This is a genomic window from Streptomyces sp. NBC_00306 (genome assembly GCF_036169555.1).
Taxonomy (GTDB): domain Bacteria; phylum Actinomycetota; class Actinomycetes; order Streptomycetales; family Streptomycetaceae; genus Streptomyces; species Streptomyces achmelvichensis.
Genome location: NZ_CP108032.1, coordinates 6,304,727 through 6,329,468, shown reverse-complemented (window position 1 = coordinate 6,329,468; position 24,742 = coordinate 6,304,727). Strand labels below are relative to the sequence as shown.

Genomic DNA, 24,742 nt, shown 5'->3' with positions numbered 1-24,742 from the left:
GCCCGCACGGTTCCCGTGCATCCGGGTGCGTGATACACACGTGCGGGTCACATCTCCTGTCCCCTCCCCGGGCTTCGGCAACGGGAGGTCCCCCCAACAGGGAGTTGCCTCATGTCCGCAACACGTCGACAAGTTCTGGCCCGTACCGGCGCACTGACCGCCGGAATCGCGTTCACCGGCGCCTTCTCCGAGCTCTTCGCGGGGACCGCGGCCGCTCGCGGGCACCACGCCGGCTACGGACCCCTCGTCCCCGACCCAGCCGGTCTGCTCGATCTGCCGAAAGGATTCCGCTATCGGGTCCTCTCACGGGAGGGCGAACCGCTGAGCTCCGGCGAGGGCCGCGTTCCGAGCAATCACGACGGCATGGCGGCCTTCGCCGGTCGCCGCGGCCGGGTGCACCTCGTCCGCAACCACGAGAACCGCGCGGACGCCGCGATCCCCGTCCCCACGGTCAAGGGTCTGACCTACGACCCGATGGGCAAGGGCGGTTGCACGTCCCTGGAGCTCGACGGACGGGGCAACGTCCTGTCCGAGCGGGTCGCGATCGCCGGCACCGCCGTCAACTGCGCGGGTGGGCCCACCCCTTGGGGAACCTGGCTGACCTGCGAGGAGACCGAGGACAAGGCCGGCACCAACGGCTACACCAAGGATCACGGGTTCGTCTTCGAGGTGCACGGCGCCGACCCGCAGCGCACCGGGGCCGTACCGCTCACCGCGATGGGCCGCTTCCAGCACGAGGCGATCGCGGTCGATCCGCAGAGCGGGATCATCTACGAGACGGAGGACGCCTTCCAGCGTCCCTTCGGCCTCTTCTACCGCTTCCTGCCGAACAGGCCACTGGGCGGGACGCGTTCACTGCGCGCGGGTGGCGAACTGGAGGCCATGCGAGTGCCGGGCGTGCCCGACCTCTCCGCGATCCAGGAACCGGGAGCGAGCTTCGACCGGATCGAGTGGGTGCCCGTACCGGACAGCCAGGCGAAGGAAACACCCATCCGGCTCCAGGACTTCGGCCCCAAGGGCATCACCCACGCGCAGAAGCTGGAGGGCTGCTACTGGGGCGGGCGCTCCGTCTACTTCGTCTCCAGTTTCGCCCGCAGCGGCGAGGGCTCGGCGGCGGACCACTTCGGCCAGGTGTGGAAGTACGAACCGCACCGGCGCCGGCTCACGCTGGTCATCGCCTTCGGTCCGAGCACGGACATCCAGCTCCCCGGCGAATCCCCGGACAACATCTGCCTCGCTCCCAGCGGCGGGCTGATGGTCTGCGAGGACGGCAGCGGCGCCCAGCACGTGTACGGGCTGACCAAGTCCGGCGCCGTGTACGCGATGGCCCGCGGCCGCCAGAACATCGGGACCCCCGAGGCACCGGAGTGGGGCGAGTTCGCGGGGGTCACCTTCTCGCCGGACGGCGAGACGATGTACGTCAACTGCTACACACCGGGGACGACGTTCGCGGTCACGGGGCCCTGGGGCTGACGGACGCGGGCGGGGTGGGTGGCGCGGCGGCGGTTCCGGGCGGGGTGGTGGATGCCCGGCCCGGGACGTCACCGGGTGACCGGTCCATGAGTGCCGGGCGGTCGTGCCCCCTGGGCCCATGAGCCGCGGGCCGCGGGGCCGCGGGCTTGCGGGCTCAGGAGTGCGGGCTCAGGAGTACGGGCTGCGGGCCGTGGGCTCCCGGGCGCGGCCACCGTGAGCTCCGGGTGGTGCCGGTCCGGCCGGCGGGCGTGATCCCCTGGTCAGCCGCGCCCGGCGTGCGCCCGGGAGAGGCGCGCCGCACGATGGAGCCGTCTCCAGAAGCGCTCCCAGAATTCTGGAGCAACCGGCGAAGCCCGGGACAGGTCCGGTAACTCCCTGTCCCGGGCTTCGCCTTGCACGGGGCGATTACTCGATGACGAGCTCGACCGGCAGGTTGCCGCGGGTCGCCTTGGAGTAGGGGCAGTACGCGTGGGTCTTCTCCAGGAGGTCACGGCCGGCCTCGCCCTGGAGGTGGTCCGGAAGCTCGACGCGCATGATCACGGAGAGACCGAAGCCGCCGTCGGTGTCCTTGCCGATGCTGACCTCGGCGGTCACGGACGCGTCCTTGACGTCGATCCGCTCCTGGCGGCCGATGGCGCCCATCGCGCTGGCGAAGCAGGCCGCGTAGCCGGCGGCGAAGAGCTGCTCGGGGTTGGTGCCCTGACCGTTGCCGCCCAGCGCCGCGGGGAAGGCGAGCGGGAGATCGATCTGACCGTCGGAGCTGACGGCGCGGCCCTCACGGCCATTGGCGGTGGCGACTGCGGTGTAGATCGCGTCCATGAAATGCATCCCTCTTCGTCCGTTGCGAATCGATGGCGTAAGTAGAGCACACAACTAAGTTGTGCACAACTCAATGGGGCGCAGGTATGCTGGACGCATGGAGAAGACGCCACTGACCGATGTGCCGGACGAGGCCTTCCTCCGCCTCGACCACCAGATCTGCTTCTCGCTGCACGCCGCGTCCCGGGCGTTCAACAGCGTCTACCGGATCGCCCTCAAGGATCTGGGGATCACCTACCCGCAGTACCTGGTGATGCTGGTGCTGTGGGAGCACGGCGAGCTGCCCGTCAAACAGATCGGCGAGCATCTGCGCCTGGACTCCGGGACCCTGTCCCCGCTGCTCAAGCGGCTCGAAGCGGCGGGTTATGTGGAGCGTCGGCGCAGCAAGGAGGACGAGCGCTCCGTGACGGCCCGGCCCACGGCGGCGGGCGCGGAGCTGCGGGAGAAGGCTCTGGACGTGCCCCGCAGGATCGGCGAGGCCACCGGGCTGTCGGTGGAGCGGATCCGTGCGCTGCGCTCCGAGCTGGAAGCGCTGACCGCCACGCTGGACACGACCGGGCTGGAGGCAGCGGCCTGCCTGACGGAGGACGACTGACGCCCGGCGAGGTGGGCGCGGCACGCACGCAGGAACGCGGGTCCGGCCGACGCGCCGGACACCCCGGGCACGGACGAGCCCCGGACATCCGCCGATGTCCGGGGCTCCTCGTCTGCGCGTGTCCGCGGAGAGACCGGCCTCAGTTGTGCTGGCCCGTGCCGTCGCCGGCCGCGTCACCCCCCGCGTCGTTCCCGCCGGCACCGTTGTCGTCGGCGCCGCCGTTGCCGTCGGCTCCGCCGTTGTTCTGCAGACCGCCGTCGGCACCGGCATTGGCCTCGGCACCGCCGTTGTCCTGGACGCCTCCGTCGAGGCCGCCGTTGTCCTCGGCACCGCCGTCAGCACCCGCGTTCGCCTCGGCACCGGCATTGGCCTCGGCACCGCCGTCAGCACCCGCGTTCGCCTCGGCACCGGCATTGGCCTCGGCACCGCCGTCAGCGCCCTCTCCGGCGCCCGCCCCGTCACCGATCTGCGCGCCGACCGCCGCGAGGGCCGTGGTCACCGGCTGGAAGAACGTCTCGCCGCCCGCGGTGCAGTCGCCACTGCCGCCCGACGTGAGGCCGATCGCGCTGCCGTCCTGGGTGAACAGCGCGCCGCCGCTGTCACCCGGCTCGGCACACACGTTGGTCTGGATCAGACCGGTGACGGTGCCCTCGGGGTAGTTCACGGTGGCGTCGAGTCCGGTGACCTGGCCGTCGTTGAGCCCGGTGGTGCTGCCCATCCGGATCACGTCCTGGCCCACGGCCGCGTCGGCCGCCTGGGTGATCGCGACCGTCTGGCCGTTGCCGAGGTCGACCTCGCTCGGCGCCTGGGTCGCCGGGTCGTCGTACGTCACCAGTGCGAAGTCACCCTCGCCCGGGAACACCGCTTCCTGGACCGTGCCGATCGGCTCGCCGTTCGCCTCCTCGGACCACTGCTCGGCCGCGACACCGCAGTGTCCGGCGGTCAGGAAGCCGGGGCTGCCGTCCTGCGTGGTCACGTTGAAGCCCAGGGAGCAGCGCGCACCGCCACCGAAGATGGCGTCGCCGCCCTCGAGGAAGGTCTTGAACTCACCGGCGGACTTCTGGATGCGGGCCACGCCGGGGCCGAGGGCCTGCACGGCGGATTCCAGCCTGTCCCAGCGCTCGCCGGCGACGGTGCGGTCCGCGGTCACCAGGACCTGGTTGTTCCGCGGGTCGACGGCCCAGGAGGTGCCGGCCATGGTGGCCTGCTTGCTGAGCGTGCTCTTCGCCGCGGTCAGCTTCGTGGCGCTGTTCTGGACGCTCCTCGGCACCGCGCCGGCCTTCTTGACCTGGACGACGACGTTGTTGTTGTTGCCCACGACGTTCACGACGAGCTGCTGCTTGTCGGAGTCGTAGTACGCACCGCCGTAGGACTCGCCGAGCTGCTGGCCGAGCTGCTGGAGGAGCTCTGCCGCGGAGGCGGCGCTCATCTTCTTCGGAGCCGACGCCGCCTCGGACTGGGAACCGTCCTGCCCAGCGTAGGCCTGTGGGAGCAGGATGGCGGCCGCGGCGATGCCGACGGCACCCGCTCCCGCCAGAACGGCCTTTCGCTTGGATATTCGCCTGTGACTCAACTCGTCGCCTCCTGTAGGGGGTACGGAGTCCGGTTGCCGATGGACACCGGGGGACGCGTCCGCCCTTGGATACGCATGAGGCGCGTGTTGTTCTCATCGCACAAGCAAAAGAACCTTGTTGATGGTTCGTCAGAAGGCGCTCAGGGCGCCAGTGAACTGCCGCAACGGGTGCAGTAACGTGCGTCGATTGCTTCGGCCGGACGATCGCACGCGGGACAGATCCGGTTCAGCAGGCAGGCCGCTTCGCCGCCTTCGGGCTCCGCGGAAACGGCAGCGACGGCGGAGGCGGAGGCATTGCGGATGGCGAGCCCGGGACGGCGGGTGTGCGCGGTGACGTAGGCGAGTCCGTCCGCTCCGGCCGACAGCGCCCGGTGGCTGCCACGCGGGAGCCAGGCCACCGAACCGGCCTCCAGGCGCTGCCGGCCCGCGTCGGTCTCCAGCTCACCGCTGCCGTCGAGTACACAGAGCAGGACGTCCAGGTCCGCTTCGGCATGGCGCGCGACCCGGTCACCGGGCGGTACGCGGATGATGTTGGCGTCCAGTTGCCTGCCCGCCTCCGACAGTCGCCACAGCGCGCCGCCCCGGTCCACGGGTACCGCGCGCACGTCGGCCAGGCCGGCGAGAACTCCGGCTCTCGGGGACACCGTCATCGCAATCCTCCCGAACAGGGCCCGGACGTCGGCGAGCCCCCGCCGGGCATCATTGCACAGTGCAAGAGAGCGGTACCGCGACCGGCGGCCGGTGCGGCGCCCCGCCATGAGTACGGGTCGGGCGAAGGGCACGTTCATCGGCGGCGGTCGCGGCGGCAGGGTAGAAAGAGGCCCATGAAGGAGCAGACACAGCAGCCCGGCGCGACCGGTCACCTCCGGGAGCCGGCCGGTCCCGGCAGCGGGCTGCGCGCCGACAGGATGGACGACGTGGAGGCGGTCACGGGCGCGGTGCTCACCGCCTCCCGACTGCTGGTCGCGATCTCGGCGCGGTCCCTCGCGTCGGTGGAGGACCGGGTCACGCTCCCTCAGTTCCGGCTGCTGGTCGTGCTGTCCACGCACGGTGCCGCCAAGCTCGTCCTGCTCGCGGAGCGGCTGGCGGTCAGCCCCTCGACGGCGATGCGCATGGTGGACCGGCTCATCGCCGTCGGCCTGGTGGACCGCCGGACCAACCCCGGCAACCGCCGCGAGACGGAGCTTCGGCTCACCCCGGAGGGCGCGCGCATCGTGGACGAGGTGATGACCAAGCGGCGTGGGGAGATCAGCACGATCGTCGAGCGCCTGGCTCCGGAGCAGCGCGCGGCCCTCATCGCGGCGCTGAACGCCTTCTCCGAGGCGGGCGGCGAGCCGGACGCCCCGTCCGGCCCGGTGGAACTGCACCCGCTCGGCTGGACCTCCGGGTCGTAGAACCCGACACCGAGCGAGGTGTCCCTTCATTGATGGAATGATCGTATATTTTCCGTCAGTGATCATTATCGCACGAAGGCTTGCGGCCGTGGCCGCCCTGGGTGCCGTGCTCGCCGGCTGCGGAAGCGGGTCGTCGTCCGCGCCGCCCTCCCCCGGCAAGGCCGCCGCTGCCTCGCCCCACCCCGGAAAACCCCCGCAGCAGCGCCCGAAGCAGGCCCCGCCGACACTCGCCCCCGGTCCGGGCGGGGTGACACCCGTCTTCGAGCGGGCCGCTTCCTCCACCGCGACGGGCGACATGACCGTGGCGCTCACCTTCGACGCCGACATGACGGCGGATCAGGGACCGCGGGCGGCCGACGGAGAGCACTTCGACAATCCCGGCCTCATCGCGTCACTGCGGGAGATGAAGGTCCCCTCGACGGTCTTCATGACCGGCCGCTGGGCCGAGCAGTATCCGGACCAGGCGAGGGCGATCGGCAACGACCCGCTCTTCGAGACCGCCAACCACTCCTACAGCCACCATGCCTTCAAGGCCTCCTGCTACGGCCTCCCGACGGTGGCCAGGAGCGAGATGCGGGCCGATGTGGACCGGGCGTTCGCCGCGTTCGCGAAGGCCGGGGTCCGCAATACCGTGCCGTACTTCCGGTTCCCGGGCGGCTGTTACGACGACGCCGCGCTGCGGGCCATCGCCCCGGCCCAGGTGACCGCCGTCCAGTGGGACGTCGTCAGCGGGGACGCCTTCGCGACGGACGCGGACGCGGTCGCGGAACAGGTCCTCGCCGGGGTGAAGCCCGGATCACTGGTGGTGATGCACTGCACGCGCAGCGCGGCCCCGGTCACCGAACAAGCGGTCCGGAAGATCGTCCCCGAACTGCGCAAGCGCGGCTACCGCCTCGTCAAGGTCTCGGAGCTGATGCGGCGGGGCCGGGCCTAGGGGGTTGCCGGGTGCCCGGGTGCCTCGCCCCCGCCCGCCCCGAGTGGAGCAATCGCCGCCCGCGGGCGCATGCTGGATACAGGCCTTCAGGGCAAGGGACCCCTTTGTCCTCGAAGCGCGTCCTGCGCTGAGGAAGGCGATGTGCGCATGCCCATCATTTCGCCAGGATTCCACGGCCGGCGGCCCACCGACGGCAAGAAGCTGCCGCCCGGCCAGTACGAGACATACGACTTCCCGGTGCTCTCCACCGGCCCGACTCCCCATGTGCCGCTGGAGACCTGGGAACTCGCGGTCGTCGCGGAGGACGGCCGGCGGCACACGTGGGACTGGGCGGCCTTGCAGAAGCTGCCGATGGAGACGCCCACGGTCGACCTGCACTGCGTGACCAAGTGGTCCAAGTTCGACACCGAGTGGCGAGGAGTGTCCCTCGACGTCCTGCTCGCGGATGTCGAGACCGCGGCGGACTTCGCCCTCGTCCACTCCTACGGCGGCTACACCACCAATCTCCCGCTGGAGGACCTGCTCGACGGCAAGGCGTGGATCGTGCACGACTACGACGGCCAGGAGTTGGCGCCCGAGCACGGCGGCCCCGCCCGGCTTCTCGTTCCGCATCTGTATCTGTGGAAGTCCGCGAAATGGGTGCGCGCGATCGAGCTCCGCCTGGACGACGAACCGGGGTTCTGGGAGAGCGCCGGCTACCACAACTACGGAGACCCATGGCAAGAGCAGCGATACAGGGGCGACTAGGTGACCGTCTGCGCTGGCGAACCGCTGAGGTGGAGGACCGGCGTACGGAGTCGGGAACGGCGACCACGCTCGTGCTGAGCGTGCCGGACTGGCCGGGCCATCTGGCGGGTCAGCACGTCGACGTCCGGCTGACCGCCGAGGACGGGTACAGCACGCAGCGCAGCTATTCGATCGCGTCCGTCCCGGACGGCGAGCACCTGGAACTCACGGTGCAGCGCATCGAGGACGGGGAGGTCTCGCCCTATCTCGTGGACACGCTGCTGGTCGGGGGCCTCGTCGAGATCCGCGGGCCGGTCGGTGGCTGGTTCGTCTGGCAGCCCGAGCAGGCGGAGCCGGTCCTGCTGGTGGCGGGCGGCTCCGGGATCGTGCCGCTGATGTCCATGATCCGTACGAGGTCGTCGATCGGCAGCCGAGTGCCGTTCCGCCTGCTGTACTCCGTGCGCGATCCCGCGGACCGTCTCTATGCCGACGAGCTGCGCAAGGGCTCTCCGGGCCTCGACATGACGTACGTCTACACACGGGTGACACCCGACGGGTGGCCCCGGCCGGCGGGACGCGTGGAGCCGGACGACCTGGCGCGGCACGGCTGGCCCCCGGATTTCGAGCCGACCTGCTACGTCTGCGGCCCGACCGGCTTCGTCGAGAAGGCCGCCGCCTACCTGGTCCTTCTCGGCCATTCCCCCGATCGCGTCCGCACAGAACGATTCGGCTAGCGGAGGGTGACATGACGGTTTCAGCCGGCTACCCGTTCAGCGGGCCCACCTACAGGGACGGCAACGCACTCGCGGGGCCACTGTCCGAGATCTTCGCGGTCGATGTCACCGCGGCGGTGAGCCGGTGTGCGCACTGCACCCGTACCGGGCCCCTGGGCGGGCTGCATGTGTACGACCGCGGCCCCGGCCGCGTCGCTCGCTGCCCGGGGTGCGGGGAGGTCATGATGCGCATGGTCCGCGGCAGGGGCGAGGTCTGGCTCGACATGAGCGGCACCGCGGCGCTCGCCATTCCGGTGGACGACCGGTGAGCAGGCGCCGAACACGCCTGCCCACGTCGGCGCGTCCCTTCACGTCGCCCCGAAAAGGCCCGCATAAGCCCCGTAGCCCTCACGCTCCAGGTCGTCGCGGTGGATGAAACGCAGGGAAGCCGAGTTGATGCAGTAGCGCAGTCCGCCCGCGGACCTGGGGCCGTCGGGGAACAGATGGCCGAGGTGGCTGTCGCCGTGGGCCGAGCGGACTTCGGTACGCAGCATCCCGTGCGAGGCGTCCCGCCGCTCGACGACGTTCGACGCGTCGATCACCTTGGTGAAACTGGGCCACCCCGTTCCGCTGTCGTACTTGTCCACCGAAGCGAACAGGGGCTCACCGGAGACGACATCCACATAGATGCCGGGCTCCTTGTTGTCCCAGTACTCGTTGGCGAACGCGCGCTCCGTGCCGTCCTGTTGCGTGACCCGGTACTGCTCGGGTGCGAGTTGCGCGACGGCCTCGGGGTTCTTGACGTACTCGGGCATGGCACCTCCTGGGGCGGATCCTCGGACGGACGGCACCGAGTCGACGGGCGCCCCGAAGCGACCGCACCGATCGACCGCTCCCGATCTCAGCGCTGCTGGTCCTGGGCGTCCGGGACGATGTGCACGGCAGCCTCCTCCGCGGAGGCGGCCCCGCCGTCGATGCCCACGTCGTGCGCCCAGTAGTCGTAGCCGTCGTAGCGCCGGCCGCCCGTCACGTCGGTGTCCCAGGCCAGCAGACGGCCCGCCCGCTCGTCGCCCACCTCGTCGTCGATCAGCTCGCCATCCGTGTCCGAGGCGTCACCGATTCCGTCACCCTCGTCGACGGCGTTCTCGCCGACCTCCCGGGCCAGCCGATGGTCGAGGTCCTCGTGCGACAGCGCCTCTCGGGCCGTGACGCCCCACTCGCCGATACCCAGAGGCCGTTCCGGCGGCGAGTACCCGGCGTCCAGGAAGTCGCCGATCTCCTCGTCGTCCAGACCCTCCTGGGATCTGAGCAGCCCCGCCGATTCGGAGCTTTCCGACTCGCTCGTCGATGCCATCGCTGAGTCCTTCGTGCCGTGGGATGCGCCCCGGCGAGAGCTGAACAGCGGCCCGGGGGACGCCGCCATCCCGGAATGCATCGTTCCACCCAGCGTAACGCTGTTGGCCGTCACGGGAATGTGGAAGGAGCGAGTCCTGCCTCGCTCAGTCCTCCGCGACGCGGATGATCGTCTTGCCGCGGCCGCGCCGGCCGGGGCCGAGCGCGTCCGGCGCTTCGGCGAGCGGCCGCACCGATCCGACGATCGGCTTCACCCTGCCGTCGCGGAGCCTCCGGGCGAGATCCACGAGCCCGGCGCGATCGGGTTCGACGATGAAGAAGACGGCGCGCCCGTCCTCGGGACGGACCGTGGGCGGCATGGCGACGGCGACGAGCGCGCCACCGGCGCGCACCAGCGCGGCCGAGCGGTCGAGGACCTCGCCGCCGATCGCGTCGAACACCACGTCGACCTCGCCGGCGTCCTCCAGCCGGTCGTTCTCGAGATCCAGGTAGACATCGACGCCGAGACCGAGGGCCACGTCCCTGCCGCCGGCCCGCCCGGTGCCGATCACCCGGGCCCCGGCATCGCGCGCGAACTGCACCGCGATCGACCCGACGCCGCCCGCGGCACCGTGGATCAGCACGGTCTGCCCCGTCGTGAGACGTCCGTGGCCGAACAGGCCCTGCTGCGCGGTCAGCCCGGAGATCGGCACCGCCGCGGCCACCACGTGGTCGACGTCCGACGGGAGCGGCGCGAGGTTGCGGGCCTCCACGGCGGTGTACTCGGCCAGTGCGCCGTTGCGGGTCCAGTCGGTCAGTCCGAACACCCGCTGTCCGACGGTGAGACCGGTCGTTCCGTAACCGAGTTCGGCGACGACACCGGACAGTTCATGGCCGGGCACGCTCGGGGTCCGGTCGCGGCCGGCGCGGTCGGTCCACGTCCCCGGCCAGTCGAGCTCCCCGGACGTGAACCCCGCGGTGTGGACCTTCACGATGACGTCGTTCTCGGCGGCATGCGGGTGGGGCATGTCCGTCAGGGAGAGTCCACCGAGACCGGCGTCGCGGTCTCGAACGGTGATGGCTTGCATGGCAGGTCCTCTCTGTGACGAAGGATCACATCGCTCACCCCGCGCGCACGCCCGTCCATCGACACAACCACCCGGCCGTGGCACGGGCAACTCGGCCACACTCACACACCGTCGCGCCGCCGGACCTCCCTGTGGTCGCCGGTGCGTGGTTCACGGAGTGCGGCCCCGCCGGGCCGTTGGGCTGGTGGTGTGGTCGTCCGGCGCCCTCCGCGCCGCAGCGGCCGGAGCGGAGCCCGGGAGCGCACCATGGACGGCGTCGCACCGCCGTGAACGGCACGGTGACAGAATCCAGGAGGGCTCCGTGACCGCCCAGCCGCCGACCGCCGACGCGCTTCCCGACCGCTTCGAAGGCCTCCGCGCCCTCGTCGTCAACTGCACGCTCAAGCGGTCGCCCGAGGTGAGCAACACCCAGGGACTCATCGACAAGAGCCGGGCCCTGATGGAGACGCAGGGGGTCCGGGTCGACGTCGTACGGGCCGTCGACCACGACATCGCGACCGGCGTGTGGCCGGACATGACCGAGCACGGGTGGCCGAGCGACGAGTGGCCCGCCCTGTACGAGCGGGTCCTCGCGGCCGACATCCTCGTCCTGGCCGGTCCGATCTGGCTGGGCGACAACAGTTCCGTCATGAAGCAGGTCGTCGAGCGGCTGTACGCGTGCTCGTCGCTGCTCAACGACCGCGGGCAGTACGCCTATTACGGGCGGGTCGGCGGGTGTCTGATCACGGGCAACGAGGACGGGGTGAAGCACTGCGCCATGAACGTCCTCTACAGCCTCCAGCACCTCGGGTACACGATCCCGCCGCAGGCGGACGCGGGCTGGATCGGTGAGGCCGGCCCCGGGCCCTCGTATCTCGACCCCGGATCGGGTGGCCCCGAGAACGATTTCACCAATCGCAACGTCACCTTCATGACCTGGAACCTGATGCACCTCGCGGCCATGATCAAGCGGGCGGGGGGTATCCCGGCCCGCGGCAACCAGCGCACCGAGTGGGACGCGGGCGCACGCTTCGACCAGCCGAACCCCGAACACCGGTGAGCGGGCCGGCTGCCTGCGGACAGGTCGCCCGGGTGCCCGCGGGGCGGTGCGGGACCCCCCGGGCTTACTGCTTCGGCCCGCCGCCGGATCCGCTCTCACCATGGCTCGTCTCGACGAAGCGCGCTTCTTCGTCCACCACCCGCACGGCCTCCTCCAGGATCGTGAGCACCTCCGCCCCGGGGATGATCGCCGCCCCGGCCGCGTCGGCGAACACATAGTCACCGGGACGCACCACCACTCCGGACACCACGGCCGGCCGGTTCGCCTCGTACGGCGTGACGGCGTTCCCGCCCCAGTGCACGGCTTCGCCGCTGCAGTAGGCGGTGAACTCGTACTCCGCGAGCTCGCTGAAGTCCCGCAGGCGGGCGTCCGTGAGGATTCCGGCGAGCCCGTGGGCAGCGAGCGGGGAGAGTTTGACCTTGCCGCCGAGCGACGCGTCCGGGTAGCCGTTGCTCGCCAGAACCAGCACCCGCCCCTGCCCGCCTTCGCGGATGGCCTCACGGAAGAGCTCGGTGAAGTTGTACCGGTCCGTCGGCAGGGACTTCTCGCACGACGGCAGATACGAGACGGTGACGGCCGGTCCGAAGAGCAGACGATCCGGCGTGGGGCTCTTGAGATCCATCAGATGGCATCGGTGCCGGTGAAATCGCCCCATGGCGTCCACGACGTCTGCGGTGTGCACACGGGCCGCGAGTTCGCGCAGTCGCGGCGCTTCCTCCACCATCGGACCTCCCGCACGTCCGCCGCAGCCCTGCCTGCGGCGCGGGAACGGCGGCGCCCGATGGCGTGCCGGCGCCTTCGGCGAGCTCTTCAGCAGCACTCTCCATCTTGCGCCGCCGCGCCGTCGGCGGCTACCCGATCACCCGCCGCGTCAGTTCGACGCGGGCTGCGCCGTGAGCTCGCTGGGCCGCACGATCACGAAGCCCTCGCCCTGGAGCATCAGCTGGACGGCCTCGCCCGAGCCGCCGCGGATCATCGAGCCGACGGACTGGGAGCGGTGCAGCGAGGTGTTCAGCTGGGCGCTCCAGCCGACGACGGCGTCCGTGTCCACGTAGACGGGCTGCTGCGCGGTGACGGGAATGACGATGGGGTTGCCCTCGCAGATGACGGCGAGCTTCCCGTAGCCGGTGAAGAGACTGTTGAAGAGGCCCCCGCCGGTCATGCCGGCGCCCTTCACCGTCCGTATCTCGTACGAGAGTGTGGCGTCGAAACAGAGGACGTTGCGGCCGTTGATCGTCAGGGCGTCGCCCTGGTCGATGTCGACGATGAAACAGTTCTGCGCCTCGTGCGCGAACCACGCCTCTCCCTGGCCGCGCACCGCCATCAACGCCAGGCCCTCACCGGTGACCGCACGCTTGAGCATGCCGCCGATGCCCTGGCTCTTGCGCTCGAACTGGAGGTTTCCGCGGTAGGCGATCATCGATCCCTGCCGCGCGTGCATCTCGCCGTTCACGGCGTACTTGACCGATTTGGCGTTCTGCAGGGTCATTCCGGGCACGGTGGCCTGCTGCGCCATGTTCTCCGAGGCAAAAAGATCGCTTTTCATGGGGTGCATCGTCGCCCGGACGCGTCCGTTCCGCCAACAGCCCCGCGAATCGGGTTCCGGAGCGGCTGGCAGACTGGCGGTGTGAGCAGCGAAGACATCAGCCCCGACAGTCCCTTCCGGCACGAGAGCGTCTCGCGCGACGAAGCCCCGCAGTACGTACTGCCGCTGGTCGTGCGGATCGAGAAGGCCGCGCCCCCGGCGCGCACCGACGCGCTGGAGACCGCCGCACGGGCCGTGCTCACGATCCTGTCCGACGACCGCTCGGCCGGGGACGGCGAGTGGGCGCAGGCGATGCGCGACTGGCAGGACGCCCGCATCCGCAAGGTCGTCCGGCGGGCGCGGGGCGCGGAGTGGCGCAAGGCGTCGGCGCTGCCCGGGATCACGGTGACGGGCGAGGAGGCGGAAGTACGCGTCTTCCCGCCGGTGCCCCTCGATGGCTGGCCCAAGGAGCTGGCCAAACTACAGGTTTCCGGCACGGATCTGGACGATCCGGAGCCGCCGGCCGAGCCGGGCCCGGGAGAGCCGGTGCTGTGGCTGAGCCCCGAACTGGACATGTCGGCCGGCAAGGCGATGGCCCAGGCCGGACACGGCGCCCAACTGGCGTGGTGGGAACTGTCGGACGCCGACCGCAAGTCGTGGCGGGACACGGGATTTCGGCTGTCCGTCCGCACCCCGGGGCGTGCCCTGTGGCAGGAACTCACGGTCAGCGGGCTGCCCGTGGTGCGCGACGCCGGCTTCACGGAGATCGCTCCGGGCTCCTGCACGGTGGTCGCCGATCATCCCTCGCTCCGGAGTTGAACACTCCGCCGCCGCGTTACGTACCTCTCAGTACCGCCGAATGCATTGAACACGGATTCAGTTGGCGGTTGGTTTGCGGTGTAGCACATCGGCTCAGGAGGCATTTTGTTGCGGCGCATCAACGGGACGGCACTCATCATCGCGGCCCTGGTCGCCACGGTAGGGGCCCTGGCGTTCCCTGTGTGGTCGTACGCGGACCGTTCCGGTACCGGCCAGGACAACATCAACGCCTCTACGGTGGCCACCCAGTGGGGACCCCTGACGGCGATGGACCGCGACCTGCTGGTGAAGGTCCGCCTGGCGGGGCTCTGGGAGCTGCCCGCGGGGCAGCAGGCGATCGAACGGGCCCCCACGAAGGCGATCAAGGACGCCGGTGACCACCTGATCGTCGGGCACGCGGACCTCGACAAGCGGGCCCGCACCGTGGCGGCGCAGCTCGGCGTGGAGCTGCCGAACCAGCCGACCGAGCAGCAGCAGGGCTGGCTGCGGGAACTGTCGGCGGCGAGCGGGCGGGAGTACGAGTACAAGTTCGCCAACCTGCTGCGCAACGCGCACGGCAAGGTCTTCTCCGCTATCGCGCTGGTCCGGCACACCACCAGGAACACGCTGATCCGCCAGCTCGCGAGCGACGCCAACCTGACGGTCCTGGACCACATCACCATGCTGGAGAACACCGGCATGGTCGACTTCGACGCCATCGCCAACGAGGCGGCCACCGGCGTGACCGCGAGCCCCACGGGCCCGCCGCCGCCGGACGGCAACCTGCCGCCGGCGCCGCAGCCCGCGGAGCCGTCGCAACCCGGCACCTCGAAGCCCTCGCCGGTCGCGCCGGGCACGGTCAACACCAACCGCCCGGAGGCGCCGGAACCGCAGCCCGCCGGCTAGGTCCCTGTCCGGACCGCAACCTCAAATGAACCTCTGAACGTCCCCTCCTCCGGGTTCACCGCCGTCCTGCGGGGCCATAGGCCCTGCACGCACCGTCACACGGCGCAGTGGGCAGAGGAGGGGACTTCCCATGGAACTGGGTATCGGAATCGGCTGGCGTCCTGAGATCGCGGACGCCGTGGAGGGCCTGCCGGGCCTCGACTGGGTCGAGGTCGTGGCGGAGAACGTCTGCCCCGGCCATCTGCCCGCCTCGCTGACGCGGCTGCGTTCGCGCGGCACCAAGATCGTCCCGCACGGGGTCTCCCTCGGTCTCGGCGGCGCGGACCGTCCCTCGGAGCAGAAACTGGGGGATCTCGCGGAGCGGGCCGTGGCGCTGGATTCGCCCCTCGTGACGGAGCACATCGCGTTCGTCCGGGCCGGCGGTGTGCTCACCGCATCCCCCCAGCTCGAGGCCGGCCATCTGCTGCCGGTGCCCCGCACCTGGGACGCGCTCAAGGTGCTCTGCGAGAACGTGCGCATCGCGCAGGACCTCCTGCCGGTGCCGCTGGCGCTGGAGAACATCGCCGCGCTGATCTCCTGGCCCGACGAGGAGCTCACGGAGGGCCAGTTCCTGGCCGAGCTGGTCGAACGCACCGGCGTGGGCCTGCTGATCGACGTGGCGAACCTCCACACGAACCACGTGAACCGCGGCGAGGACCCGGCGAAGGCGCTCGACGAACTGCCGGTCGAGGCGATCCGGTACGTCCATGTCGCGGGCGGTGTCGAACGCGACGGCGTCTGGCACGACACCCACGCCCACCCGGTCACCGAACCGGTCCTTGAGGTCCTGTGCGAGCTGCGGTCGCGGGTCGCGCCGCCCGGTGTCCTGCTGGAGCGCGACGACGACTTCCCCCCGCCGGGGGAGCTGGCGGCCGAACTGGAGACCGTCCGCGCGACGGTGGTGAACGGCGCCGGGCCCGCGGCCCGCACCGACGAGGCACGCACGGTCCGCGCCGGCGATGGCGTGCGCGTGGCGGCGGGGACCACGGACGGCGGCGTGCGCGCCGCCGTCGGGGACGTGGACCCCGGGGCGCGTGAGCGCGTCGGTATCGCCCAGGCCTCCCTGCTCTCCGCCCTGGTCGCCGGGACTCCCGCCCCCGAAGGCTTCGACCCGCAGCGGCTCCGTGTGCAGAGCCGGGCGCTCGCCGCCAAGCGCGCCGACGTCGTCGCCAAGGTCGCGCCCGAACTCCCGGAGATCCTCGGCGCGGGCTACCGGCCCGCCTTCCTCGCCTACGCCAAGTACCGCCCCATGCAGGCCGGTTACCGGCGTGACGCGCTCGACTTCGCGGAGCAGCTGCTCGTGGCCGGGCAGCCCGCCGACGAGAGCGCCCGCCGGCTGCTGACCCGGTGGTGGGAGGAGCGCGCCGGAGCGCACCCGCCCCGGCGCACCGCCCGCATCGTGCGGGCGGCCCGGGCCGCGCTGGTGAGGAGGTGACCGCCGTGACCGTCCTCGCGATCCTCGTCTACGTCGCCGTGGCCGCCTCGTCCACCACGCTGCTGGTCCGGGTGTCCTGGTCGCAGCGCCGCCCCGCCCCCGGCGTCCGGGCACAGATCCACGACGTGTACGAGGCCGCCTTCCTCGGCGGCGGTCCGGCGCGGGTGGTGGACGCGGCGCTCGCCGTGCTGCACGCGGACGGGCGGCTGGCGATCGGCGGTCCCGGCATCGCCGTCGCCCAGCGCCCGGTCGCCCAGGACCTCGTGGAACGGGCGGTGTTCGACGAACTGGCCGCGTCGCCCACCGGGGCGCTGCACACCCTGCGCCGCTCGGTGATGCGCAGCCCCGCCGTGCAGGAGATCGGCGACGGTCTCGCCGCGCGCGGGCTGATGCTCCCGCCGCGGGCGAACCGCGCGCTGACCGTCTGGGGCCTCTGTCAGGGGTTCGTGTGCGTGATGGGGATTCCGTTCGCGTTCGTCGTCACGGTTCTGAGCTTCGTCTCCGGTCCCGACGACCCCGACATTCCGTTCATCATGCTGGTACTGCCCGCCCTGTTCGTGGGCATCGGGTTCGGCTTCACGGCGGCCGCCCGCTCGCGCCGCCGGATCAGTTCGGCCGGCCAGGACGCCCTGCGTTCCTTCGGGGTGCAGTTCGCGCATCTGCACTCCCCCGCCCATCTCGTCGCCCTCCACGGCCTGCACGGCGTGACGGATCCCTTCCTCCAGGCCCAGCTGAGGACCGCGGCCCGGACTCCCGTGTCCCGGTACGAGCGTTCGGCCGCGTTCGCGGCCACCACCACGGTCGTGTGGTGCGCGGCGTCGAGCCCGGACGGCGGCGGAGGGTCCGGCTGCGGCAGCAGTTCCGGCTCGGGGTGCGGCGGTTCGTCGGGCGGGTCGGGCTGCGGCGGTTCGTCGGGCGGCTCCAGCTGCGGGGGCGGGGGTTCGTCCGGCGGGTCGAGCTGCGGGGGCGGCGGCAGCTCCTGATCCGGTCCCCCGTGACCGCCGGTGCGTCACCGGTCCGCGATGCCGTGTCCGGATCGTGGACAAGATGTGGCGCCGCGAAGGAGATCTCGCGTACAACACGCGCATGCTCTCGCTCCTGTTTCTGTTCCTGGCCTGGTCAGCGGCGGGACTCAGCTGCGCCCGCCTGTGTCTCGCGGCGGTCGACACGGCGCGCCCGCCCAGCGCGCGGCTCGGCGCACAGCGGGAGTTGACGCTGTACGAGGCGGCCTTCCTGGCCGGCGGCCCGCAGCGGGTCACCGAGCTCACCCTCGTCTCGATGCACCGCCGGCGCAGGCTGCTGCTGGCGCACACGGGCTGGGACACCGTCGTGGACCCGGACGGCGAGGACGATCTGGAACGTTCGGTGATGGGCGCTATCGGGCCCGCGGGCCAGGCGCGGACAGGGGCGGTACGGGCCGCCGCCTCCGCCGCCGACGCGGTGCGCACCCTCGCCGACCGTCTGGTCCACGCAGGCCTCGCCGTCCCGGACGGCGACCGGACGCAGGTGGCCTCCGCCGTCCGTCAGGTGCGCGGCGCGACCGTGCTCACCGCGGCGCTGGCGGCCCTCTCGCTGCTGATGGTCCCTCAGGAGGAGGGCGGCGGCGGGCCCCTGCTCGTCTGGTTCGCGCTGCCGCTCGTCCTCACGCTCGGCGCTCTGGCGATCGCGCGGATCGAGGTGCATCCCTACACCCGGTGGGCCTCACCCGACGGCCGGCGTCTGCTGGTCGGCCTCGTCGGCACCGGGGACGGCAGCGAGCGGGCGTTTCTGACCGCGGTGGCGGTGCACGGCGTCGGCGCGGTCGACGACCCGTCGCTGCGGGCCGCTCTCACGGTCGGCCGCACAAGTGGTTCACCTCTTACGGGTCATTGAGGGCCGACACCCCATTCAGGTTCTTTACATGACTATCTGCTCCGCGAAGGATCTCCCTTTCCACGGCCGCACAGCCGCCGTCCGTACGAAGGGAACGCGATGAGAGCAGTGACGAAGTACGGGGCCGTGAGCGGCCTCGGCTCCTTGGTCATCACCGCACTGGCCGTCGCCCCGGCCGGCGGTACCACCACCCTCGACACCGAGATGCAGGGAACGGCTGTCGCCGCGAAGCGGGCCGCCGACGCGGGCATCGTGTTCGGCACCTGCCCCAAGGTCGAGGGGCTGCCCTCATCCGTCAGCTGCGGCACGGTCAAGGTTCCGCTGGACTACGCGGACCCGTCGGGCCGTCAGATCACCCTGACCGTCAGCCGCGTGAAGGCGAGCGGTGAGGCGACCGAGTACCAGGGGGCCTTCGTCTACAACCCGGGCGGCCCGGGCGCCTCCAGCATGTACTTCCCGATGGCGGCCCAGCTCCCGGAGTGGAAGCGGATCGCGCGGGCGTACGACATCGTGGGCTACGCCCCGCGCGGGGTGGGCCGTTCGGCGCCGCTGTCCTGCCAGGACTCCGCCGACTTCGGCAAGGCTCCGACGCCGTCACCGGTACACCCCTCCCCCGCGTACAAGACCGAGCGGATCGCGCAGGCGAAGGCGTACGCGGAGGGCTGTGCGCGCAAGACCGGAGCGGCGCTGCGTCACTACACCTCGCTCAACAACGCCCGCGACCTCGATGTGCTGCGGGCCGCGCTCGGCCAGCCGCGGCTGACCTTCATGGGCGCCAGCTACGGCACGTACTTCGGCGCGCTGTACGCGACCCTCTTCCCCTCGCACGTACGCCGCTTGGTCTTCGACTCGGCGGTGAACCCGGACACCGACCAGATCTGGTACCGCAACAACCTCGACCAGTCACTGGCCTTCGAGAGCCGCTGGTCGGACTTCCGCGCCTGGGCCGCGCGGCACGACGCGACGTTCCATCTCGGCACCACGCCCCAGCAGGTCATGCGCAGCTACGAGAAGGCGCGCGACCGTCTCGCCACGAAGCCGGCGGGCGGCAAGGTCGGCCCGGGTCAGTTGCACGCGGCGTTCCTCGGCACCGGGTACTACGACGACGTCTGGGTGGCGCGGGCGACCGCGCTCTCGGAGTATCTGAAGGGCAACGAGAAGCCGCTGATCGCGCAGGCGGCCCCGAGGCCGGAGCACGCCAAGGACTCGGAGAACGCCAACGCCGTCTACACCGCCGTCGAGTGCAACGACGCCCCGTGGCCCACCGAGTGGGAGGTCTGGGACCGCGACAACACCGCACTCGCCCGCAGGGCGCCGTTCGAGACCTGGGACAACGCCTTCATGAACCTGCCCTGCGCGTTCTGGACGGCGCCCCGGCAGGAGCCGCTGGAGGTACGGACGAAGCGCGGGGCGCTGCCGCCGACGCTGATCCTGGCGGCCGAGAGGGACGCGGCGACACCGTACGAAGGGGCGCGCGAACTGGCGCAGCGGCTGAAGGGTTCGGTGCTGATCACGGAGGAGGACTCCGGGACGCACGGCATCGGGGGCGGCAGCAACGAGTGCGTCAACGCCCACCTGGAGAACTACCTGCTCCGCGGTGAGACACCGGTGCGGCGCGCGTCGTGCGCGCCGCACCCGGAGCCTGACCCGGTGTCGCTGGACCGGCGGGCCGCACAGCCGAAGCTGCCGCACGCCGTCTGATCTTCCGGGTCGCCGAGGCCGGGTCCGCGGATGCGGGCCCGGCCTTCATGGTGTGGCCGGCCTCAGGCGAGGCCCGCCACCAGGTCGCCGACCGACTTGCGACGGCCGGTGTAGAACGGGACTTCTTCGCGGACGTGCATCCGTGCCTCGGAGGCGCGCAGATGACGCATCAGGTCGACGATGCGGTACAGCTCGTCCGCCTCGAAGGCCAGCAGCCACTCGTAGTCGCCGAGCGAGAAGGACGCCACGGTGTTGGCGCGCACGTCCGGGTAGCCGCGGGCCATCTTGCCGTGGTCGGCGAGCATGCGGCGGCGGTCCTCGTCGGGCAGCAGGTACCAGTCGTAGGAGCGCACGAAGGGGTAGACGCTGACGTAGTCGCGCGGCGTCTCGTCGGCCAGGAAGGCCGGGATGTGCGACTTGTTGAACTCGGCGGGGCGGTGCAGCGCCATGTTCGACCAGACCGGCTCCAGCGCCCGGCCGAGGCGGGTGCGCCGGAAGAGGTTGTACGCGTCCTGGAGCTCGTCCGCGGTCTCGGCGTGCCACCAGATCATCAGGTCGGCGTCGGCGCGCAGCCCGGAGAGGTCGTACGTGCCGCGCACGGTGACGTCCTTGGCGGCGAGCTGGTCGAACAGCTCCTGGACCTCGTCGGCGTAGGCGGACCGGTCGGTGTCGCTGGGGAGCACATCGCGCAGCTTGAAGACGGACCACAGCGTGTACCGGATGACCTCGTTGAGGTCCTTGGCCTTCTTGCCTGCGTTCGGGATCTTTTCGGGCGCACTCATGTGGCTATTCTCCCGCCTGCCGACCGGTGCCTCGCGCCAGGGTGGGCGTGGCGATGATCTCGTCCGCGGCGCGCCGTCCGTCGGCGATGCATGCGGGGATGCCGACACCGTCGTACGCGGCCCCGCAGATCCGCAGGCCGGGCAGTTTGGCGACCTCGTCACGGATGCGGGCGACGCGGGACAGGTGGCCGACCGGGTACTGGGGCAGCCCGCCGATCCAGCGGGTCACCTCGGTGGCCACGGGCCGGGCCGCGAGCCCCGTCGCCGCCCCGAGGTCGTCCAGGGACACCCCGACGAGGTCGGCGTCCTCGCGGTGCAGATGCTCCTCCTCGCCGTACCGGCCGACGGAGGTGCGCAGGACGAACAGGTCCGACGAGCTCTCGCCGACCCAGCCCCACTTGTTGCTGGAGAAGGTGGAGGCCTTGATGGTGCGGCCGTCGACCGGCGGCACCAGGAAGCCGCTGCCGTCCGGCAGGCCGGTCAGGTCCGCTCGCCGGAAGGCGAGGGTCACCAGGGCCATGGAGGCGTACTCGATCCGGCCGAGTTCGGCCGAGGCTTCGGGCGACTCGGCGGAGAGCAGGGCCGAGGCCGACCAGGCGGGGGTGGCGAGCACCACGGCGTCGGCGGCGAACTCCCCGCGATCGGTGCGGATCCGCCAGCCCTCGGCGTCGCGGCTCAGACCGACGACGGGGGTCTCGGTGAGGATCTCACCCCCGGCGGCGCGCACGGCGTCGGCGACGGCCCCCGGCAGCAGCCCGACGCCGCCCGCGATGCCCATGAAGACGGGCCCGCTCTGCGGCCGTTCCTGCGCCCGGCGCTGGATCTCGGCCACGCCCTCCAGCAGGGAGTCGTGGGTCCTGGCCGCCTCGAAGAGCTGGGGGACGGCGGCGCGCATCGAGATCCGGTAGGCGTCGCCCGCGTACACCCCGCCGAGGAGGGGCTCGACCAGCCGGTCGACGACCTCGCGGCCGAGGCGCTCGGCGACGTAGGTGCCCACCGCGACATCGTCGCCGAGTTCGACGGGGGCGAGGTCGCGCTCCCGCTCGATCCGGGCGATGCCGTCGGCGGAGAGGAGTCCGGCGAGGGCGTCGGCGGAGCCCGGTACGCCCATCACATGCCCCTTGGGCATCGGTCGCAGTGCGCCGCGCGTCCACACGGAGGCGGTGGCCGTGGCGGGGGGCTGAAGCCGCTCGCCGAGTCCCACGGCACGGGCCAGGTCCACGGCCTCCGGGCGGCGGGCGAGCATGGACTCGGCGCCGAGATCGACGGTCAGCCCTTCGATCTCGCCGGTCTGCAGCTTGCCGCCCAGCCGGTCGGTCGCCTCCAGCAGCGTCACACGCACCCCGGCGGTGACGAGCCGGTGGGCGGCCGCGAGGCCGGCGATGCCGCCGCCCACGACGACGACATGGCCGGTGGGGGTGCCCGTGTTCGGGGAAGACTCCATGTCCCCACTCTCTCAAACGCCGTTCCGAGTCCCGACCGTGACCGCTTCGGGACCGCAGGACGGCAACCCTTGCCGCGGGCCCGCCGTCGAACCGGTGACACTCACCGATGTCCCTGGGGGGCCGACATGCGGGCTCGACGTACGTTCGCGGCACTGCTGCTCACCGCTTCACTCACCGTCGCCGGATGCAGTGGCGGGGCGAGCGACGACAAGGGGGAGAGCGCGGCCGGTCCGGCCGCGCGGGAGGGGGCGGCGGGTTCCGCCGCGGACAGGGCGGAGTCCGACGCGCAGCACGCCGCGCCGAAGAAGCCGGTCTCCCTCGCGCCGGCGCACATCATCCGAACCGCGGCACTGGAGGTGGAGGTCGCGGACGCGCAGAAGGCCCTGGCCTCCGCCCGCAGCGCCGTCGAGACGGCCGGGGGTCATGTCGCCGACGAGTCGACGGAACGGATCGACGACACGCATGTGGCCTCGCGGGTCGTGCTGCGCGTGCCGCAGGAGAAGTACGATGAGGTGCTGTCGGCACTGGCGGGCACGGGCAGGCTGCTGTCCCGCAAGGCGGACGCCAAGGACGTCACCGACCAGGTCGTGGACGTGGAGAGCCGGATCGCCACCCAGCGGGCGAGCGTGGCCCGGGTGCGGGCACTGATGGACCGGGCCACCAAGCTCGGCGACATCGTCGCGCTCGAAGGCCAGCTGAGCAGCCGTCAGGCCGATCTGGAGTCGCTGCTCGCGCAGCAGGCCGCGCTCAAGGACCGCACCACGCTGGCGACGATCACCCTCTCGCTCTCCGAGAAGGAGAAGAAGGAGGAGCAGCGCGACGACGACCCGGGCTTCCTGGACGCGCTCGGCGGCGGCTGGGACGCGCTGCTTGCCACGGGCCGCTGGGCGGGCGTCGTGATCGGCGCGGTGGCCCCGTTCGCCGCGGTGCTCGTGCTGCTCTACGCGCTCTGGCGGTGGGGGGTACGGCCGCGGCTGCCGCGGCGCGCGGCCACCGAGCCGGCGGCACCCGCGCATCTGCCGTGGCCGGGCGACGGCACTGCGGGTGGCAGTGGATCCGGCCCGGCGCGCGGCCCTGGTCAGGACTGAACCACGGCTCCCCCGTAGCGTGTTCCCATGGCAACAGAGCGACTGGTGATCGTCGGGGGCGATGCGGCGGGCATGTCCGCCGCATCACAGGCACGCAGGCTCAAAGGCCCGGAGGAACTGGAGATCGTCGCGTTCGAACGCGGCCACTTCAGCTCGTTCTCGGCCTGCGGGATCCCCTACTGGGTCAGCGGTGACGTACGCGAACGGGAGCGGCTGATCGCCCGTACGCCCGAGGAGCACCGCGAGCGCGCCATCGATCTGCGCATGCGCACGGAGGTCACGGAGATCGATGTGGCCGGCCGCCGGGTGCGCTCGCGTGACCTGGAGAGCGGCGAGGTGGCCTGGACGGGCTACGACAAGCTGGTGATCGCGACCGGCGCCCGCCCGGTACGCCCGCCGCTGCCGGGCATCGACGCGCCCGGGGTGCACGGCGTGCAGAACCTGGACGACGGTCAGCAGCTGCTGGACACGCTCGCCGGCATCGAAGGGCGCCGCGCGGTGGTGGTCGGCGCGGGCTACATCGGTGTCGAGATGGCCGAGGCGATGCTGAAGCGCGGCTTCGAGGTGACCGTGCTCAACCGCGGCGAGCAGCCGATGATCACCCTCGACCCGGACATGGGCCGGCTGGTCCACACCGCGATGGACAACATGGGCATCACGACGGTGAACGAGGCAGAGGTCACCAAGGTCCTCACCGGTGAGGACGGCCGGGTCCGGGCGGTGGCAACGGATGACAGGGAGTACCCGGCGGACGTGGTGATCCTCGGCATCGGTGTGCGGCCGGAGACGACGCTCGCCGAGGCCGCGGGGCTGCCGCTCGGTGCGTACGGAGGGCTGCTGACCGATCTGGGCATGCGGGTCCGCGGTCACGACAACATCTGGGCGGGCGGTGACTGCGTCGAGGTGCTCGACCTGGTCTCGGGCCGCGAGAGGCACGTCCCGCTGGGCACGCACGCCAACAAGCACGGCCAGATCATCGGGTCGAACGTCGGCGGCGGGTACGGGACGTTCCCGGGAATCGTCGGTACGGCGGTCAGCAAGGTGTGCGAGCTGGAGATCGCGCGGACCGGTCTGCGCGAGAAGGACGCGGCCGCGGTCGGACTCCAGTACGTCACCGCGACGATCGAGTCGACGAGCCGGGCCGGCTACTACCCGGACTCGGCGCCCATGACGGTGAAGATCCTCGCCGAGCGCCGCACGGGGCGGCTGCTGGGCACGCAGATCGTCGGCCGGGAGGGTGCGGGCAAGCGGGTCGACATCGCGGCGGTGGCGCTGACGGCCGGGATGACGGTGGAGCAGATGACGGCCCTGGACCTGGGCTACGCACCGCCGTTCTCACCGGTCTGGGACCCGGTCCTGGTCGCGGCCCGCAAGGCAGTGGCAGCGGTCCGCAAGGCGGGCTGAGCCCGGTCCGAACCCTGCTGTGACCGGGCCTGGAGCCCGGTCACGGTCACGGCGGGGAGGA

At 71.5% G+C, this 24,742-nt stretch carries 26 protein-coding genes; 16 read left to right on the top strand and 10 right to left on the bottom strand.

What is annotated here, in order from left to right:
• Window positions 1-111 precede the first annotated feature (111 nt).
• Window positions 112-1,473, top strand: coding sequence for an alkaline phosphatase PhoX (locus OHA05_RS28160; RefSeq protein ID WP_313943507.1), 1,362 nt, complete (start codon window positions 112-114; stop codon window positions 1,471-1,473).
• Window positions 1,474-1,878: 405 nt separating this feature from the next.
• Here the strand turns inward: OHA05_RS28160 and OHA05_RS28155 are convergent, their stop codons facing one another.
• On the bottom strand, window positions 1,879-2,292 hold the full coding sequence (locus tag OHA05_RS28155; protein ID WP_313943508.1) for an organic hydroperoxide resistance protein: 414 nt from the start codon (window positions 2,290-2,292) through the stop codon (window positions 1,879-1,881).
• Between the two features lie 97 nt (window positions 2,293-2,389).
• On the opposite strand from OHA05_RS28155, the gene OHA05_RS28150 reads away from it, so the two are divergent.
• The gene (locus OHA05_RS28150) at window positions 2,390-2,887 is read left to right on the top strand and encodes a MarR family winged helix-turn-helix transcriptional regulator (RefSeq protein ID WP_313943509.1); all 498 of its coding nucleotides are present in this window, start codon (window positions 2,390-2,392) and stop codon (window positions 2,885-2,887) included.
• A 139-nt stretch (window positions 2,888-3,026) separates the two neighbouring features.
• Here OHA05_RS28150 and OHA05_RS28145 read toward each other — a convergent pair whose 3' ends face one another.
• Together OHA05_RS28145 and OHA05_RS28140 are read right to left on the bottom strand one after the other, a co-directional pair.
• Window positions 3,027-4,460 carry a S1 family peptidase gene (locus OHA05_RS28145; protein WP_328862045.1) on the bottom strand — a complete coding sequence of 478 codons (1,434 nt, stop codon included), beginning with the start codon at window positions 4,458-4,460 and terminating at the stop codon, window positions 3,027-3,029.
• A 140-nt stretch (window positions 4,461-4,600) separates the two neighbouring features.
• Window positions 4,601-5,110, bottom strand: coding sequence for a cupin domain-containing protein (locus OHA05_RS28140; protein ID WP_313943511.1), 510 nt, complete (start codon window positions 5,108-5,110; stop codon window positions 4,601-4,603).
• Window positions 5,111-5,368: 258 nt separating this feature from the next.
• On the opposite strand from OHA05_RS28140, the gene OHA05_RS28135 reads away from it, so the two are divergent.
• The 5 genes from OHA05_RS28135 (at window position 5,369) to OHA05_RS28115 (ending at window position 8,556) form a co-directional block, all read left to right on the top strand.
• Window positions 5,369-5,854 (top strand): MarR family winged helix-turn-helix transcriptional regulator, encoded by a 486-nt coding sequence (locus OHA05_RS28135; protein WP_313948825.1) that lies wholly within the window; start codon window positions 5,369-5,371, stop codon window positions 5,852-5,854.
• Window positions 5,855-5,891: 37 nt separating this feature from the next.
• The gene (locus OHA05_RS28130) at window positions 5,892-6,788 is read left to right on the top strand and encodes a polysaccharide deacetylase family protein (protein ID WP_328862044.1); all 897 of its coding nucleotides are present in this window, start codon (window positions 5,892-5,894) and stop codon (window positions 6,786-6,788) included.
• A gap of 147 nt (window positions 6,789-6,935) precedes the next feature.
• Window positions 6,936-7,535: a molybdopterin-dependent oxidoreductase gene (locus OHA05_RS28125; RefSeq protein ID WP_313943512.1), complete on the top strand. Its 600-nt coding sequence runs from the start codon at window positions 6,936-6,938 to the stop codon at window positions 7,533-7,535.
• Window positions 7,505-8,248: a ferredoxin reductase gene (locus tag OHA05_RS28120; protein ID WP_328862043.1), complete on the top strand. Its 744-nt coding sequence runs from the start codon at window positions 7,505-7,507 to the stop codon at window positions 8,246-8,248. Before OHA05_RS28125 ends, OHA05_RS28120 begins: the two co-directional genes overlap by 31 nt.
• Before the next feature lie 11 nt (window positions 8,249-8,259).
• The gene (locus OHA05_RS28115) at window positions 8,260-8,556 is read left to right on the top strand and encodes a DUF6510 family protein (RefSeq protein ID WP_328862042.1); all 297 of its coding nucleotides are present in this window, start codon (window positions 8,260-8,262) and stop codon (window positions 8,554-8,556) included.
• A gap of 39 nt (window positions 8,557-8,595) precedes the next feature.
• On the opposite strand, the gene msrB is transcribed toward OHA05_RS28115, so the two are convergent.
• The 3 genes from msrB to OHA05_RS28100 all read right to left on the bottom strand — a co-directional run bounded on the left by msrB (window position 8,596) and on the right by OHA05_RS28100 (window position 10,647).
• Window positions 8,596-9,042, bottom strand: coding sequence for a peptide-methionine (R)-S-oxide reductase MsrB (gene msrB, locus OHA05_RS28110; RefSeq protein WP_313943515.1), 447 nt, complete (start codon window positions 9,040-9,042; stop codon window positions 8,596-8,598).
• Window positions 9,043-9,128: 86 nt separating this feature from the next.
• A complete protein-coding gene (locus OHA05_RS28105) occupies window positions 9,129-9,581 on the bottom strand; it encodes a DUF5709 domain-containing protein (RefSeq protein WP_328862041.1) in 453 nt (150 codons plus the stop codon).
• 145 nt (window positions 9,582-9,726) lie between these two features.
• Window positions 9,727-10,647 carry an NADP-dependent oxidoreductase gene (locus OHA05_RS28100; RefSeq protein ID WP_328862040.1) on the bottom strand — a complete coding sequence of 307 codons (921 nt, stop codon included), beginning with the start codon at window positions 10,645-10,647 and terminating at the stop codon, window positions 9,727-9,729.
• 301 nt (window positions 10,648-10,948) lie between these two features.
• Here OHA05_RS28100 and OHA05_RS28095 point away from each other — a divergent pair, with 301 nt between their 5' ends.
• The gene (locus OHA05_RS28095; RefSeq protein WP_328862039.1) at window positions 10,949-11,686 is read left to right on the top strand and encodes a flavodoxin family protein; all 738 of its coding nucleotides are present in this window, start codon (window positions 10,949-10,951) and stop codon (window positions 11,684-11,686) included.
• 64 nt (window positions 11,687-11,750) lie between these two features.
• Here the strand turns inward: OHA05_RS28095 and OHA05_RS28090 are convergent, their stop codons facing one another.
• Entirely contained in the window at window positions 11,751-12,410 is a 660-nt protein-coding gene (locus OHA05_RS28090; RefSeq protein ID WP_313943519.1) for an RraA family protein, read from the bottom strand.
• 147 nt (window positions 12,411-12,557) lie between these two features.
• The gene (locus OHA05_RS28085) at window positions 12,558-13,232 is read right to left on the bottom strand and encodes an AIM24 family protein (RefSeq protein ID WP_313943520.1); all 675 of its coding nucleotides are present in this window, start codon (window positions 13,230-13,232) and stop codon (window positions 12,558-12,560) included.
• A gap of 81 nt (window positions 13,233-13,313) precedes the next feature.
• Between OHA05_RS28085 and OHA05_RS28080 the strand changes: the two genes are divergently transcribed.
• From OHA05_RS28080 to OHA05_RS28055, 6 genes are all read left to right on the top strand, one after another.
• Window positions 13,314-14,030 carry an aminoacyl-tRNA hydrolase gene (locus tag OHA05_RS28080; protein WP_313943521.1) on the top strand — a complete coding sequence of 239 codons (717 nt, stop codon included), beginning with the start codon at window positions 13,314-13,316 and terminating at the stop codon, window positions 14,028-14,030.
• Between the two features lie 108 nt (window positions 14,031-14,138).
• Window positions 14,139-14,915, top strand: coding sequence for a DUF4142 domain-containing protein (locus OHA05_RS28075; RefSeq protein WP_313943522.1), 777 nt, complete (start codon window positions 14,139-14,141; stop codon window positions 14,913-14,915).
• 130 nt (window positions 14,916-15,045) lie between these two features.
• Window positions 15,046-16,389: a DUF692 domain-containing protein gene (locus tag OHA05_RS28070; protein ID WP_328862038.1), complete on the top strand. Its 1,344-nt coding sequence runs from the start codon at window positions 15,046-15,048 to the stop codon at window positions 16,387-16,389.
• A 5-nt stretch (window positions 16,390-16,394) separates the two neighbouring features.
• Window positions 16,395-17,372 carry a TIGR04222 domain-containing membrane protein gene (locus tag OHA05_RS28065; protein ID WP_328862037.1) on the top strand — a complete coding sequence of 326 codons (978 nt, stop codon included), beginning with the start codon at window positions 16,395-16,397 and terminating at the stop codon, window positions 17,370-17,372.
• A gap of 103 nt (window positions 17,373-17,475) precedes the next feature.
• Window positions 17,476-18,261 carry a TIGR04222 domain-containing membrane protein gene (locus tag OHA05_RS28060; RefSeq protein ID WP_328862036.1) on the top strand — a complete coding sequence of 262 codons (786 nt, stop codon included), beginning with the start codon at window positions 17,476-17,478 and terminating at the stop codon, window positions 18,259-18,261.
• Between the two features lie 99 nt (window positions 18,262-18,360).
• On the top strand, window positions 18,361-19,962 hold the full coding sequence (locus tag OHA05_RS28055) for an alpha/beta hydrolase (protein ID WP_328862035.1): 1,602 nt from the start codon (window positions 18,361-18,363) through the stop codon (window positions 19,960-19,962).
• Between the two features lie 62 nt (window positions 19,963-20,024).
• Here the strand turns inward: OHA05_RS28055 and hemQ are convergent, their stop codons facing one another.
• Entirely contained in the window at window positions 20,025-20,744 is a 720-nt protein-coding gene (hemQ, locus tag OHA05_RS28050; protein ID WP_313943527.1) for a hydrogen peroxide-dependent heme synthase, read from the bottom strand.
• Between the two features lie 4 nt (window positions 20,745-20,748).
• Window positions 20,749-22,188 carry a protoporphyrinogen oxidase gene (gene hemG / locus OHA05_RS28045; RefSeq protein WP_328862034.1) on the bottom strand — a complete coding sequence of 480 codons (1,440 nt, stop codon included), beginning with the start codon at window positions 22,186-22,188 and terminating at the stop codon, window positions 20,749-20,751.
• Between the two features lie 126 nt (window positions 22,189-22,314).
• Between hemG and OHA05_RS28040 the strand changes: the two genes are divergently transcribed.
• Together OHA05_RS28040 and OHA05_RS28035 are read left to right on the top strand one after the other, a co-directional pair.
• Entirely contained in the window at window positions 22,315-23,277 is a 963-nt protein-coding gene (locus OHA05_RS28040) for a DUF4349 domain-containing protein (RefSeq protein WP_328862033.1), read from the top strand.
• A 27-nt stretch (window positions 23,278-23,304) separates the two neighbouring features.
• Window positions 23,305-24,681 carry an FAD-dependent oxidoreductase gene (locus OHA05_RS28035; protein ID WP_328862032.1) on the top strand — a complete coding sequence of 459 codons (1,377 nt, stop codon included), beginning with the start codon at window positions 23,305-23,307 and terminating at the stop codon, window positions 24,679-24,681.
• Window positions 24,682-24,742: the final 61 nt, after the last annotated feature.